Origin of the sequence: Laceyella putida (genome assembly GCF_042665195.1) — a bacterium.
Taxonomy (GTDB): Bacteria; Bacillota; Bacilli; order Thermoactinomycetales; family Thermoactinomycetaceae; genus Laceyella; species Laceyella putida.
The window spans coordinates 19,004-35,526 of record NZ_JBHTBW010000080.1 but is presented as its reverse complement, the minus strand read 5'-3'; the positions used below and the strand labels follow the sequence as shown (position 1 = coordinate 35,526).

At 51.4% G+C, this 16,523-nt stretch carries 5 protein-coding genes; 4 read left to right on the top strand and 1 reads right to left on the bottom strand.

The window, feature by feature from the left end; translation table 11 throughout:
• Positions 1-104 precede the first annotated feature (104 nt).
• From ACFQNG_RS18825 to thrS, 4 genes are all read left to right on the top strand, one after another.
• Positions 105-10,700, top strand: coding sequence for a non-ribosomal peptide synthetase (locus ACFQNG_RS18825; RefSeq protein ID WP_379867452.1), 10,596 nt, complete (start codon positions 105-107; stop codon positions 10,698-10,700).
• 158 nt (positions 10,701-10,858) lie between these two features.
• A complete protein-coding gene (locus ACFQNG_RS18820) occupies positions 10,859-11,845 on the top strand; it encodes an acetylxylan esterase (RefSeq protein ID WP_379867451.1) in 987 nt (328 codons plus the stop codon).
• Positions 11,846-11,920: 75 nt separating this feature from the next.
• Complete coding sequence (locus ACFQNG_RS18815) at positions 11,921-13,153, top strand: MFS transporter (RefSeq protein WP_379867450.1); 1,233 nt, start codon at positions 11,921-11,923, stop codon at positions 13,151-13,153.
• Positions 13,154-13,614: 461 nt separating this feature from the next.
• Positions 13,615-15,561: a threonine--tRNA ligase gene (thrS, locus tag ACFQNG_RS18810; protein WP_379867449.1), complete on the top strand. Its 1,947-nt coding sequence runs from the start codon at positions 13,615-13,617 to the stop codon at positions 15,559-15,561.
• A 251-nt stretch (positions 15,562-15,812) separates the two neighbouring features.
• Here the strand turns inward: thrS and ACFQNG_RS18805 are convergent, their stop codons facing one another.
• A complete protein-coding gene (locus tag ACFQNG_RS18805; protein WP_379867448.1) occupies positions 15,813-16,409 on the bottom strand; it encodes a TetR/AcrR family transcriptional regulator in 597 nt (198 codons plus the stop codon).
• Positions 16,410-16,523: the final 114 nt, after the last annotated feature.

The window sequence follows — 16,523 nt, the reverse complement described above, 5'->3', positions numbered from 1 at the left end:
AGAACGCCTGGGCAAATGAACGAATGACCCGTTACTGGCGGTTTCCGGAAAGCTCCGGCCGCCAGTAACAAAAAACATTTTATGCGACAGCGTAGGTGATATCGATGGATAAGAAAAAAATAGTGGATATCTATTCCCTATCTCCCATGCAAGAGGCCATGCTGTTCCATTCCTTGTACGATCAAGGGAACTCGTACTTTATGCAGATGGTCATGAAGGTGGAGGGTGAATTGGATCCCGGTTTATTGGAACAAAGCATGAATGTGCTCATTCAACGATATGAAGTGTTTCGCACCGTTTTTCTATACAAAAAAGTGAAAAAGCCCCGCCAAGTTGTCTTGCGAGAACGGCAACTCAAGGTAGAAGTGCATGATTTCACACATCTGCCGGAAACGGAGCGCGCAGGTGAATTCGCACAATTGGCGCGGCAAGATCAGCAAAAGCCGTTCGACCTGTCCAAGGATATCTTGTGGCGCATCACGATTGCCAAGATGGATAGCGAGAGATACCACATTATTTTCAGCAGTCACCATATTTTGACTGACGGCTGGTGCATGGGCATCATTTTGGAAGACTTGTTTGAGACATATGGACGTTTGCGGAAACAGCAAGCCATTCCTCCTAAGCGCGTCACGCCTTATCGGGAGTACATTCGCTGGTTGGAAAAGCAAAGCAAAGAAAAGGCCTTGGATTATTGGAAGAATTATTTGGACGGAGTGGACCAACTGACGGGACTTCCCCGGCAGGGACAGGAGAAAGCGCTGGAATACCGTTTGGAAAAGGCTTCCTATGTGCTGAAGCCGGCGTTGGCCGAGGGGTTGCATGATTTGGCGCGCACTTCGCATGTCACCTTGAATAATCTGTTCCAAACGATCTGGGGAGTATTGTTGCAAAAATACAACAATACGGAGGATGCCGTTTTTGGAACGGTCGTATCGGGCCGCAATAAGGAAATTTATGATATTCAACAGATCGTTGGCTTGTTTATCAATACGATCCCTGTCCGGGTCAAAGGGGTGGGGCGGCAAAGCTTCATTGAGTTGGCAAAAGAAGTCCAACAGGCGTCCATGGCCAAAGAGGCTTATGATTATCTCTCCTTGGCGGAAGTGCAAGAGCAAACGGCGCTAAGAGACAAGTTGTTTGACCATATTTTAGTTTTTGAAAACTATGATTTTGACCGTTCGGTTTTCAATAAATATCGGGAACACATAGGTTTTGACATATGTGAGGCGAAAAGCACATTTGAGAAAACCAATTATGATTTTAATGTGATCGTGGTTCCGGGCATCGAGTGCCAGATCATGTTTCATTATAACGGGATGTGCTATACTCCCGAGTTCGTCGAAAGTATCTTTCGGCACTTTACGCATATTGCCGAGCAAGTGGTCGAATGCCCTGAACGTCCCGTGGCCGAGATCGAAGTGGTGACCGAGGCGGAGAGACGCACATTGTTGGTTGACTTTAACCCGCCGGCAAGGGACTATCCCAAACACAAGCCTGTCCAACAATTATTTGAAGAACAGGTGGACAAGACACCGGACCGCATTGCGGTGAAATGGGGAACACGCGAGCTGACGTATCGCGAACTCAATGCCCATGCCAACCGTTTGGCACGCGTTCTCCGTAAGCGTGGCGCTTTGCCTGGCCGGATGGTCGGCCTGATGGCAGATCGTTCCCCCGAGATGATTATCGGGATGCTGGCGATTGTGAAATCGGGTGCCGCCTATGTACCGATTGATCCCACTTACCCGCAAGAGCGCATCCAGTTTATGTTGGAGGACTGCCAAGTTTCACTGGTGGTAAAGCAACCGCACTTTTGCTTGCCGCCTTCCTTTATGGGGGATGTGGTCACCCTTGCCGAAGAAACGTGGGCGGAAGAAGATGGCACCAACCTTCCGTTGATGAATGCGCCAGATGACATGATCTATGTCATTTACACTTCGGGTTCTACCGGAAAGCCGAAGGGAAGCATCTCTCGCCATTACAATGTCGTCCGTACGGTTATTCAGGCGGGATATGTTGACATCACCGAAGAAGATTCGGTACTGCAATTGTCCAACTACGCGTTCGACGGCTCGGTGTTTGACATTTTCGGCGCGTTGCTCCACGGCGCCAAACTTGTGTTGGTGCCCAAAGAAGTCATGCTCGATTTGAATCGGTTAACGTCGCTGATTCATGAAGAGAAGATCACCCTGTGCTTAATGCCAACCGCCTTGTTTAACACATTGGTGGATTTGGACGCCACTTCGTTGCGCAACATTCGCAAGCTGTTCTTCGGCGGGGAAAAGGCTTCGCTCAAACATGTGCGCAAAGCGCTGGCGGTTTTGGGGAATGGTCGCCTTGTCAATGCGTATGGCCCGACGGAGACGACGGTTTATGCGACAATGTATCCCTGTGAACCGTCATGGATGGAACGGCAAATCATCCCGATCGGCAAGCCGATCAACCAAACTCGGCTCTATGTTCTTAACAAATGGAATCAATTGCAACCCATCGGTGTGCCGGGTGAGCTGTGCATCAGTGGGGATGGGGTGGCCAAGGGATACCTCAACCGCCCTGAACTCACTGCGGAGCGATTCGTGCCGGATCCCTTTGAACCAGGTGCGACGATGTACCGTACAGGAGACTTGGTGCGTTGGTTGCCTGACGGAAATATCGAGTATCTCGATCGGATGGATGGGCAAGTGAAAATCCGCGGGCATCGCATTGAGCTGAGTGAAATTGAAATCAAGCTGTTTGAGCATCCCGCCGTGCAAAAAGCGGTGGTGATCGCGGATAGAGATGAACACGGGCATTCTTTCTTAAACGCTTATGTCGTGCTGGACCAACCTTGTGAAATGTCGGCGTTGCGCCAGCACGTGATGAAAGAATTGCCGGAATACATGGTGCCGGATTACTTTGTGGAGATTGAGGACTTGCCGCTTACCCCAAATGGCAAAATCGACAAGCGAGCCTTGCCGAAACCGACGGCCAGCCTGCGGTCAACGGCGGAGTATGTCGCTCCGGCGAACGCGCTGGAAGCTCAGTTGAAGGAGATTTTCCAAGAAATCTTGAACGTCGAGCGGGTCAGTGTGATGGATAATTTCTTCCAATTGGGTGGACACTCGCTCAAAGCGATGATGCTTGTTTCGCAAGTTTATAAGCAACTCCATGTCGACCTGCCTATTCAAGAAGTGTTTGTGCGTTCAACGGTGAGGGACTTGGCCCGCTACATTCAAGAAAGGGAAGAAACGGAACAAGTGCAAATCAAACCGGCCCCGGTACAGGAGTTTTATCCCGCTTCTTCACAACAAAAGCGGTTATATGTGGTCAGTCAGCTTGAAGGAATGGGCACTAGCTATCATATGCCGATGGCTTTCGAAATGAAGGGGCAATGCCAGCCTGAGCGGTTGGAGCGGGCGTTGAACCGGTTAATCGCCCGTCATGAGAGTTTACGCACTTCTTTCCATCTCGTGGATGGGGAACTGAAGCAAAAAGTGCATGCGGATGTGGACTTGTCCTTGCAACAGGTCACAGCGACTTCAGAAGAAGAGATGGAGGAACGGATGCGTTCGTTTATCCGGCCTTTTGCTTTGGACCAAGCCCCGCTGTTCCGTGTGGGGTTGATTCGCCTGAATCCGGATCGGTCGGTGCTGATGATGGATATGCATCACATCATCGCGGACGGAGTGTCAATGAATCTCCTATTCCAGGACTTGTTGCGGTTGTATCAAGAGGAAGATTTGCCTCCGTTGCCGTTGCAGTGCAAGGATATTGCTGTATGGCAACAAAGCGAACCCGTGCAAGCGCGGTGGAAGCAACATGAAGCGTTTTGGCTGCGGGAATTGGCGGGAGAGTTACCCGTATTGGAGTTGCCGACGGACTTCCCGCGACCGCCCGTCCAGCGATTTGACGGGGCGTATGTGACGTTTTCGCTTGATCCGACTTTGACGCAAAAGGTAAAGCGGTTGATGGAAGAGCACAACGTCACGCTCTATATGGTCTTGCTGGCTATATATAATGTGATGCTGTCCAAGTATACGGGACAAGAGGATATCATTGTCGGGTCGCCCATCGCGGGCCGCTCCCATGCCGATATGCAATCGGTGGTCGGGATGTTTGTCAATACCTTGGCTGTGCGCAATGTGCAGAAACCGGAACAGACTTTTGCGCAATTTTTGGCTCAAGTCAAAGAGCGTGTTTTAAAGATGATGCAACATCAAGATTATCCGTTTGAAGAGTTGGTGGAGAAGCTGGATTTGGCTCGTGACATGAGTCGCAATTCACTGTTTGACACGCTGTTCGCCGTGCAGAACATGGAGTTGCCGTCCTTCACTTTACCTGGGTTGACCCTGACGCCGCTGGAGATGGAATGGAAGCAAGCCAAGTTTGACATGAGCTGGGTAGTGGCGGAAGGGGAGACCGTGCAAGGCAGTGTTGAATACAGTACCCATCTGTTTACGGAAACAACGATTCAGCGCATGATTCAGCATTTTATCCATATCATTGAGCAAGTTGTGGAACAGCCGCAGATGCTTTTGCGCGAGATTGCGCTGGTGACTGAGGCGGAGAGACAACAATTGCTGGAGCAGTTTAACCAAACGGCACAACCTTATCCAAAAGACAAACCGATTCATGAATTGTTTGCGGAACAGGCCCGGTGCACCCCGGATCAAGAGGCGGTCGTGTATCAAGGCCAGTCGCTCACCTATCGGGAACTTGATGCGCGTTCCAATCAGCTGGCGCAGTTGCTGCGCGAGCGGGGTGCAGGGCGTGAGCAGATCATTGGTTTGATCGTTCCTCCGTCGCTTGAGCTGTTCGTCGGCATTTTGGGTGTGTTGAAAGCGGGTGCCGCATATCTGCCAATTGATCCAGGGTATCCGGAAGAACGGATTAAGTATATGTTGGAGGACAGTCAGGTTCAGCTGGTATTGACTCATACGGGGATCAAGGGACCGGAACTGGACCTGCCGGCCTTGGTTCTGGATGGGATTCGTTGGGATGAGCCTGCGCCCCCTGCCGTGGCTCTTGTCAATGAAGCGACGGACTTGGCATATGTGATTTACACCTCCGGATCGACCGGGAAGCCAAAAGGGGTGATGGTACAGCATCGTTCGCTGGTCAACCTTGCCACTTGGCACGTGCGGGAGTTTGCGATGACCGAGCGTGACCGTTCCACCAAATATGCGGGGCTCGGATTTGACGCCTCGGTATGGGAGATCTTCCCCAGCCTGATTGTGGGAGCCACCATCCATGTGATTCCGGAATCGTTGCGCTATGATATGCAGGGCTTAAACCGCTACATGGAGGAGAACGGGATTACCATCAGCTTCTTGCCCACCCAGGTGGCGGAGCAATTCATGCGCTTGGAAAACCGCACCTTAAAAACGTTGCTGGTGGGGGGGGATCGCTTACAACAGGTGGAACCGCGGCCTTATGCGATCATCAATAACTATGGGCCCACGGAAAATACGGTGGTGACGACGAGTGGCGTGGTCAAACCGGGCGAGCCGTTGACCATCGGCAAGCCGATTTCCAATAATCGGGTGTATGTCATCAATCGTGATGGCCAGTTGCAGCCTGTCGGTGTGCCCGGCGAGCTATGCGTTGGGGGTGAAAGCTTAGCCCGCGGTTATCTGCATCGTCCCGACTTGACGGCGGAAAGATTCGTTGAAAACCCGTTTGCGTCGGGGGAAAGAATCTATAAGACGGGAGACTTGGTGCGGTGGTTGCCCGATGGCAGACTCGAGTTTATCGGTCGTGTGGACGACCAAGTGAAGATTCGGGGATACCGGATTGAACCGGGAGAGATCACAGCAAGATTGTTGCAACATCCGGCGGTAAGGGAAGCGGTGGCACTCGTGCGCCAAGATCAGGGGGGGCAAAGCGCCTTGTGCGCTTACTTTACCACGGAGGGTACATGCGACTCCGCCGAGCTACGGGCGCATCTGGCGCAAGAGTTGCCTGATTATATGATTCCAGCCCATTTGGTTCCGTTGGAACGGTTGCCGCTCACCCCCAATGGAAAAGTGGATAAAAAAGCCTTGCCGGAACCGGAGGGCATGGGCAAGGAGGGGCAAGAGTACGTGCCGCCAGCCAACCCAACGGAAGAGAGACTGGCGGCCATATGGCAAGAGGTTTTGCAAGTGGAGCCTGTCGGTCGTACCGATCATTTCTTCGCCTTGGGGGGGCATTCGCTCAAAGCGATGACTTTAACGGCGAGACTGCAACAAGAGTGGCAGGTGGATCTCTCGTTGCGGGATCTTTTCGCGCATCCGACGGTTAAAGAACTGGCGAAATTCATCCAAGCGCAGGCCAAAACGAAAATGGAAATTCCGCCCGCACCAGTGCAGGAACATTATCCCGTCACTTCCGTGCAAAAGCGCCTGTATGTAGTGAGTCAGTTGGAAGGGGTGGGCACGGGTTACAACATGCCGTTGGCGTTCCGTCTGCATGGTGAGCTGGATGTGTCCCGTTTACAACGAGCAAGCCAACAATTGGTGGAGAGACATGAAAGCTTGCGCACCTCCTTCCACTTGGTTGAGGGTGAATTGAAACAGAAGGTTCACTCACATGTTCCCTTGGCGATGGAATGGATAGAAGCGCGGGACGAAGCGGAAGCTCTGGCGCAAATCCAACAATTCATTCGACCGTTTGCTTTGGATGAAGCTCCTTTATTCCGAATGGGCTTGATCCGACTGAAATCGGACCAACATGTGCTTGTCCTGGACCTGCATCATATTATCGCTGATGGGATGTCGGTCAATATTTTGTTCCGTGATCTCTTGCGGCTGTATCAAGGGGAAACGCTGCCCGCGCTTGCGGTGCAATGCAAAGACATCGCCGTCTGGCAAGAAAGCGAAGCGGTCCAGGCCGAACGCCAACGTCAAGAAGCCTTTTGGCTGGAGATGTTCTCGGATGAGCTCCCTGTCCTGGACTTGCCGACCGATTTCCCGCGACCTCCAGTGCAACGCTTCGAAGGAGCACGCCTATCCTTCCGGATTGATGCAGACATCACGCGGAAGCTCCATCAACTGGCGGATCACAATCAAACGACCCTGTATATGGTATTGTTGGCCGCTTATCAGGTGTTGCTCAACAAATATACGGGTCAAACCGATTTCATCGTCGGTACGCCGTTGGCGGGACGCGCTCATTCCGATATGGAACCCCTCATCGGGATGTTCACCAACACCCTGGCGATTCGCAATCATGTGCAAGAACAACAGTCGTTCCGCCAACTGTTGCAAAAAGTGAAAGAACGAGTGCTCAATGTGATGGAACATCAAAGTTACCCCGTTGAAGAATTGGTTGAAAAGTTGGGACTGAAACGGGAGATGAGCCGCAACCCGCTCTTTGATACAGTGTTTGCCGTACAGAACTTGGATGCTCCCCTCCTGACATTGCCGGGCTTGGAAGTGCGGCCATTTGAGTGGGAGTGGCAAAAGACCAAGTTTGACCTGAGCTGGGCGATTACGGAAGGGGAAGGGCTGGAAGGAAGCGTAGAGTACAGCACCCATTTGTTTACGGAAACGACCATGAAAAGAATGACGCGGCATTTCATTCATATCCTGGAGCAGATCGTGGAGCAACCCGATCTCCGGATCTGCCAAGTGGAGTTGGCCACGGGAACGGAGAAAGCCCAGTTGTTGCACGCATTTAATCAAACGGAAGCGCCCTATCCGCGCCGACTTACTGTAAATCAGCTATTTGCCGAGCGTGTGGCCATGATTCCCGAACACACAGCGGTGATCCATGGTGAAGAACGGATCACTTACCGGGAGCTGGATCGGCGGGCGAATCAAGTGGCCGCGATTCTTCGCGAACGAGGAGTGACCAGGGAACAGATCGTGGGGCTGCTCGTGACCCCTTCGATTGAGATGGTTGTGGGAATCTGGGGCATTTTGAAGGCAGGAGCCGCCTATTTGCCAATCGATCCGCAATACCCCGAAGAGCGCATTCGCTATATGCTCGATGACAGTGGAGCGGAGATAGTGTTGACGCATGCCGATGTCCCATTTGCCCCGGAAGGGCAAGTGCGGATAGACATAGGTGCGATCGACTTCAGCCAGGCAGCCGATGCTGACGAGGCGCAGATCAATGCGCCGGACGATTTGGCATATGTGATCTACACGTCCGGCTCAACCGGCAAACCCAAAGGAGTGATGGTGGAGCATAAAGCGCTGGTAAATCTGGCCACGTGGCATAATCGCCAGTTTCAGGTAACCGCACAGGATCGGATGACCAAGTATGCTGGCGTTGGCTTTGATGCCTCAGTATGGGAGATTTTCCCCACCCTCTTGGCTGGGGCGACCCTCATCATCATTGAGGATGAGATGCGCTACGATATCGAAGCACTCAATCGTTATATGGAGGAACAGGGGGTGACGATGAGCTTCTTGCCGACTCAAGTGGCGGAGCAATTTATGCAACGGACCAACCGCAGCCTGAGAACGTTGCTCGTGGGTGGAGATCGCTTGCAGCGGATGGTGCCGCAAACGTATGCGGTCATCAATAACTATGGCCCAACTGAGAATGCCGTGGTGGCCACGAGTTATGAGCTGAAACCGGATCAACCGATCTTGATCGGGAAACCGATCGCCAATAACCGCATCTATGTTTTGAATCGACATCAACAATTGCAACCGGTTGGCGTGCCAGGCGAACTTTGCATCAGCGGGGCAAGTTTGGCCCGGGGCTATTTGAATCGCCCGGAACTCACGGCGGAGAAATTTGTTGCGAATCCGTTTGATTCCGGCACGCGCCTTTACAAAACGGGGGATTTGGTGCGCTGGTTGCCAGATGGGAACCTGGAATTCTTGGGCCGTGTCGATGACCAAGTCAAAATTCGTGGGTATCGGATCGAGTTGGGGGAAATCAGCACTCGCCTGTTGCAACATCCGGCGGTGAAGGAAGCGCTCGTGCTGGCCCGACCCATGGCCGATGAACAGCTGGAATTGTGCGCTTACTATACGGCGAACGATGCTTGTACGATAGCGGAACTGCGGGTTCATTTGGCTCAAGAACTGCCTGATTACATGGTTCCGGCGCACTTTATGGAGTTGAAGCAATTCCCGCTCACGGCCAATGGAAAAGTGGATAAACGGGCTTTGCCTGTTCCGGAAGCCGGGACGGAAACACGGGAGTATGTGGCACCCCGAACCCAGACGGAACGCATCTTAGCCCAAGTTTGGCAAGAGGTGCTCCATCTCGAACGCGTTGGCATCCATGATCCATTTTTTGAGTTGGGTGGCGATTCGATTAAAGCAATGCAGATTGCGGCTCGACTCACTCCTTATCAATGGAAGTTGCGGCTGAAAGACCTCTTCCAGCATCCAACCATCGCGGAGTTGGCCGCCGTCCTGCAAAGGGAAGAGACGGTCACGGAACAAGGGATTGTCACGGGGGAAGTTCCGTTAACTCCGATTCAACACTGGATTTTTGAGTTGAATGAAGAGGTTGATCATTGGAACATGGCGATCGTTCTGCAACGAAAGGAAGGTTGGCAAACGGAAGCCTTGCGCAAGGCTTTTGCCAAGATGACCGAACATCATGATGCGTTAAGGATGGTTTGTCGGCGGGAAGGTGAACGGATCCGCCTAATCAATCGCGGCCTTGATGGGGAACGGTTCACGCTGGAAGAGTATGACCTGACTGGCGAGATCGCGATTGCGGCGCGGATTGAGCAAGAGGCCAACCGTCTCCATCGCTCCATCAAGCTTGCGGAGGGGCCCTTGGTCCGTCTCGCCGTATTCCATACCAAAGAAGGGGATTTCTTGCTCTTGATCATCCACCACCTTGTCATCGATGCGGTATCGTGGCGGATCATCTCAGAGGATTTGGATACGGCCTATCAACAGGCGTTATCGGGCGAAGAAATCAATTTGCCGCCGAAAACGACTTCGTTTAAAGAATGGAGCCGCAAGTTGTCCCAGTATGCCAACTCACCAGGGTTTCTAAGGGAGCGCGCATATTGGCAGCAGATAGGAAAAGAGCGGGTGCGCAAGTTGCCTGTTGACAAGTGTGGTGCGGAAACTTATTTGTATCAGGACTTAGAAACAATTGAATTGCGGTTGTCCCAACAAGATACGAAAGATTTGCTTACCCATGTGCATCGGGCTTATCAAACCGAAATGAATGACATCTTATTGGCCGCCTTGGCCCAAACGACATGGGAATGGGTGGGGGGCAAGGTGGCGGTCGAACTGGAAGGGCATGGTCGCGAGGAAATCATCGAAGACGTGGATATCACACGTACTGTGGGTTGGTTCACTTCCATCTATCCCGTGGTATTGGAAGCGGATCGCCATCATCTCGGTCTGACCATTCAAAAAGTGAAAGAAACATTGCGTCAAGTTCCCCATAAGGGAGTGGGCTATGGCATCATGAAATACCTTACGGCGCCTGAGCACAAAGAGAAAATGGCTTTTGCCTTACGACCGGAGATCAACTTCAACTATCAAGGGGAATTTGTGCAAGATGTGGAGAAAGCGGAGTACCGTTTGACCAACATGCCGATCGGACAGGGGATCAATCCGCTCACCAAATGGCCGTACAAACTGGATTTCAACATCTTTGTCGAAAATAACGAACTGCTGATGTTGATCCGTTATCAACGCACGTTCTACCATTACGAAACCATTGAACGATTTGCTGAACAGTATAAACGGAACTTGGAAGCGATGATTGAACACTGCCGCACCAAAGTGTTAGTAAGATAAGGAGCAAAGAAACCCTGACATCTACCGATGTGGATGTCAGGTTTTTTTACATGGAAGGAACAACGGTGTCCGCCTTTTGTTTAGAAAAGCTTAAATCAGGCTATGCGTTGTGATACATTTGACATAGGTTCGAAAAATAAGAGATAGGGGAGATGAGAATGGCCCAACCATATGATTTGCCTTTGGAGCAGTTGCGCCAATATCAACCGGGGCTAACGAAACAACCGGATTTTGAAGCGTTTTGGGAGCGGACATTATCGGAATTGCGTGAAGTGTCCCCTGATTATACGTTGGAGCCGATGGCTTATCCCACCAAAGGGGTGAAAGTGTACCGAATTTTGTACAAAAGATTGAACCATGCGCAGATTGAAGGGAGACTGGCCATGCCCGACCGGGAAGGGCCGCATCCGGGCATCGTGCTGTACCACGGTTATAATTCGGCTTATGACGGAAACATCCACGATACGGTGGTATGGGCATTAAGAGGGTATGCCGCGTTGCAGATGCTCGTGCGCGGCCAACAAGGGGAGAGTGAGGACAATGTCGTGAGTCCGCACGGTGGGCCGAAGGGTTGGTTAACCAAGGGCATACGGTCGCCGGAAACGTATTATTATCGGGCGGTATATATGGATGCGGTAAGGGCACTGGAGGTGTTGGCCAATTTGCCGGAAGTGAATGAGACACGGCTGGGAACCGTGGGCGGAAGCCAAGGGGGCGCCCTCGCGATTGCTGCTGCCGCCTTATCCCCGCTGCCCAAAGTGGTTGCGAGCGATTATCCGTTTCTCTCCCATTTTGAGCGGGCCATCGACATTACGCCGGAGGGGCCTTATCTGGAGTTGAATGAATATTTCCGCCGCTATCCCGACCCGCGGGTGGAAGAAAACGCCAAACGGACTCTCTCTTATTTTGACGTGATGAACTTGGCGCCACGCGTTGCCGCTTTTACCTGGATGAGCGTGGGGATCGTCGATCTGATTACGCCTCCTTCCACCGTGTTTGCCGTGTATAATCACTTATCTTGTCCCAAGGATCTGTACGTGGCACGTTATTTTGGCCATGAATATATCCCGGGAGCGGTGGAGCGAAGATTAAGTGTCTTGATGGAGCATTTGCAACATAGCGGAGCGGCCCGGGTATTGGAATGATTTGAAATCATTCGCCTTTTTCATTTCAGGTGACTCTCACGCAAGGATCGGGCGGCTTGCCAGAAAGGGACAAAAATGATACCGACACCAAGGCGTATACATGTGGAAAAACAACGTCTGCCCATGCAGTACGTCGTTTTTTTGATGGCTTTGTTTCTATCCAAGTTGGGGGATAGCCTGTTCACACTGACCATTCCGTGGATTTCATACCAGTTGACAGGCTCGGCTGTTGTGATGGGTTCGTTGTTTGCCATTCAAGTGTTGCCGGTTGTCGCTTTTGGTCCGGTAGCAGGGATTGTGATCGACCGATTGGATCGGAAACGGCTGCTCATGATCGCGGATGTTGCGGCGATGATATTGGTTGGCCTCATTCCTGCTTTGCATTTCGCGGAACTGTTGCAACTGTGGCACCTCTATGCCATCTCCTTTCTCTTATCGGTTTTTTCTTTGGTGTTTGAAGTGACGACGCTGAGTATCATTCCTCAATTAGCAGGGTCACAATTGACCAAGGCGAACGCTGGATACCAGTTTGCGCTCCAAGCATCGCTTATCGTGGGGCCGATGTTGGCTGGCTTATTGCTGGCGCTGCTGAACGGCTATACCGTTTTATGGTTGGATGCGGGATCGTTTCTCTTCACGTTGGGGGCGGTTTGGTTGCTTCCGTTGACGCGACAGCCACGTGCCTCAAGAGGGGGGTGGCTGGAGGAATGGCGTTCATTGTGGGGAGATATGATGGAAGGTTTTCGCTGGCTCCAACAAAACCGTTTGAACCTATCCTTATCATTGCAGGCCATGGTGGGAAATTTTGGAACCAGTGCGGTGTTAGCCGTTTTAATGTATTATTTGCTTTCGGTCCTTCACCTGACGGAAGAGCAAAGTGGGATGACGTATGCCTTATTCGGCATAGGGGGACTGTTGGGTAGTCTGGTGGCCATTCCGCTGGACAGGCGTTTTCAGCGCGGGACGCTAATTGTCGGCCTGCTGGTGCTGGGCACGATTTGCGCGATGTTGCCGTATGTGAGCATTTATTGGCTTATGCCGGGGATATCTGGCGGATTGGTGACCCTCTGCAATGTGGCTTGGAATACCATTGTCGCCTCAATCCGGCAAGAGACGGTGCCGTCGCAGATGCTGGGGCGTGTGCTTGCGTTCTCTCGTGTATTGACCCGCATCTCCATGCCGCTTGGAGCGATGGTGGGGACGGCAATCGTCTCGTACGAACCGGTCTGGATCTTTGCGCTCATCGCTGGGACGAAAGCAGTCGAAGTGATGATCGCTCTATTTTCACCGATTCGAAAATGTGATTAACATGATGCGACTGAATCGCTGATCTGGGATGAAGGTGGACGGGTCGCTGCTTGGCCCGTGGCTCGGGATCAATCGGAACGCTTTCTAAAAATGATGAACAAATTTGGTTGACAACTTTTTATTGGGAGAATATAATCATAAGCAAATTCATTTTCATACTGATAGCGATGAGGAAAGACATGCCCTTAAGATGCCCTATGTCGGCAGAGAGGCGGCGCCTTGGCTGAAAGCGCGCCCATAGGACTTGAGCGGATACCACTTTCCAAGCTACCGTCAGGGAGTAAGGAAACTTATGAAATGATGGTCGGGGTGTACGTTACACACCAACGAGGATGGCGTTTGCCTTTATGTTAAGGCAAGCACGTCAAATGCAGGGTGGAACCACGGGAGCAACGTTCTCGTCCCTCAATGATTGAGGCGGCGGGGGCGTTTTTTATTTTACCTAAAAAGAGGTGTTGACAGTGGCAGAACAGCTGAAGATTAGATTAAAAGACGGTTCAGAGAGAGAATATGCAGCTGGAACCACGTTTTATGACATCGCCGCGTCGATTTCACGCAGTTTGGCCAAGGATGCGGTGGCAGCCAAATTGAACGGAAAAGTTTTAGATTTGAAGCGTCCGTTGGAAGAGAGCGGCGAACTGGAGCTCTTGACGTTGAAAGACGCCGAGGGTGTTGATGTGATGCGTCATACCGCGGCTCATGTCATGGCGCAAGCGGTCGCGCGTTTGTTCCCGGGCGTGAAGTTTGCCATTGGCCCGGTCATCGAAAACGGGTTTTACTACGACTTTGCCGACCACACCTTCAATCCGGAAGATCTGCCCCGGATTGAAGCGGAGATGAAAAAGATCATCAAAGAAAACTTGCCGATTGAGCGCGAAGTGCTGGATCGCGACGAAGCACTCAAGTTTTTTGCCGAGCGGGAAGACCGGTTTAAAGTTGAATTGATTCAAGACCTGCCGGAGGATGAAGTGATCACGATTTATCGCCAGGGTGAATTTGTTGACTTATGCCGCGGCCCGCACTTGCCTTCGACTGGGAAAGTAAAGGCGTTTAAGCTGATGTCCATTTCCGGCGCATACTGGCGCGGGGATTCTGACCGGGAGATGCTGACCCGCATTTATGCAGTGGCCTTCAATAAAAAGGAAGAATTGGATGCGCATTTGCAACTGCTGGAAGAGGCCAAGCAACGCGACCATCGCAAACTGGGCAAAGAGCTGGAGCTGTTTACCCTTTCCAAAGATGTGGGCCAAGGTTTGCCGATTTGGTTGCCAAAAGGGGCGAAGATCCGCCGCATCATTGAACGTTACATTGTGGACTTGGAAGAGCGCCTCGGTTATGAGCATGTGTACACCCCACACCTCGCCAATGTGGATCTTTACAAAACTTCGGGTCACTGGGAGCATTACCACGAAGACATGTATCCGGTGATGAAGATTGACCAAGAAGAGTTGGTCTTGCGGCCGATGAATTGTCCACATCATATGATGGTGTACAAATCCCGCCTGCATAGCTATCGCGATCTGCCGATCCGCATCGCTGAGCTGGGAATGATGCACCGCTATGAGATGTCCGGAGCCCTGGCCGGATTGCAACGCGTCCGGGTGATGACCTTGAACGATGCGCATATCTTCTGCCGTCCGGACCAGATCAAAGAAGAATTCACCCGCGTGGTGCGTCTCATCGAGCAAGTGTACAAGGATTTTGGCATCACCGATTATTACCATCGCCTCTCCTTCCGCGATCCGGAGGATAAAGAGAAATACATTCAAAACGATGAGATGTGGGAATTGGCGCAAGGCATGCTTAAAGAGACCATGGATGAAATGGGATTGGACTATGTCATCGCTCCTGGTGAGGCCGCTTTCTATGGACCCAAGTTGGACGTACAGGTGAAAACGGCGTTGGGCAAAGACGAAACCCTTTCCACCGTACAGTTGGACTTCCAATTGCCAATGCGTTTCGAGCTGGAGTACATGGGGGAAGATGGCAAGATGCATCGCCCGGTCGTTCTTCATCGCGGCATTGTGGGCACCATGGAACGTTTTGTCGCCTTCCTCATCGAGCAATACAAAGGGGCCTTCCCAGCGTGGTTGGCGCCGGTGCAAGCGCGTGTGCTGACTGTGAGCAAAGTGTTTGATGCGTATGCCCAAGAGGTGACTGAGGTTTTGAATAACGCAGGTCTGCGCGTTGAATTTGACAACAGTGACGAAAAACTGGGCTACAAGATCAGAAAATCGCAAACGGAGAAAATCCCGTACACCCTCGTGATCGGGGAGAAAGAACAAGAGGCGCGCTCCGTCGCAGTTCGCCGTTATGGTGAAGGGGACCTCGGCGCGATGACGATCGAAGCGTTTGCCAACCGTCTCAGTGATGAAGTGAAAAACAAAGAGCAGTTAGTGAAGAAATAATGAATGAAAGTCACGGTTCTGGAAAAAAGGCCGTGACTTTTTTGCTGAGAAACACAGGCTTCCGTGTGCCCGAAAGGATATTAAGGATCGTTAGTGAAACGGTAGTATCGGACATGGATCAAGACAGAGGCAAAATTACAGACAATGTACTTGCTGGCGGTAGAAGGGGATGAAACCATGAGGACGAAAGGCGCCAAGTTCATAACTGGCGCCTTTTGAATAGATAACATGAATTTTTGGGCTTGTATGGTTCAATTATGTAACTTGATATGTTGCAATCGTAAACGGCTTAACTGTATGGCCATATATCTGGGTGAATAAGGAAGGTGGTTTTTTAACCACCAATAGATGATGCCCAAATAAGCGGAAGAGGCGTAATGGTATAAGATCTCTTCTTGTGTGATCAGTTGCAGTGTGTGTGCTTGTTCTTGCGGGGTACCAAATGCTTTAAGCAAGATATTGAGCAACTGAAGGAGAAAGTGTGTCCGTTCGTTGTTGGCAAACATCACTTGATAGAAGTGTTGGTGTTCAGCCACATGCTTAAAGAGATACTCCAGATCCGGAAACGGTTCCTCGCCTTTCCATTGTGTTTCCGTATAGTGGGCGGGACTCATTTTTCGCTCGGCAATCCCGGAATCCAGCTTACTAAGTATCTCTTTGATGCTTGAGAACAGTAGATCCTCTTTATCGCGATAATGCAGATAAAACGTGGTGCGATTGAGACCTGCGCGTTTAGTGATATCACTGACCGAGATCGATTCGTATCCTTTTTCGGCAATCAATTCAAGTAAGGCTTGGCGCAACATTTCTTTTGTTCTTTTGACGCGTGGATCAATTTTTTTCGTCAACAGAATCCCCTTTCTATGTCTAAGATGTTGGAGAATCTCGACATGTGACCTCGTTATGTCTATTAATCGACAATGAGGAGGAGTGTGTTCGTTGCTCCTTTATCCCGTACATTC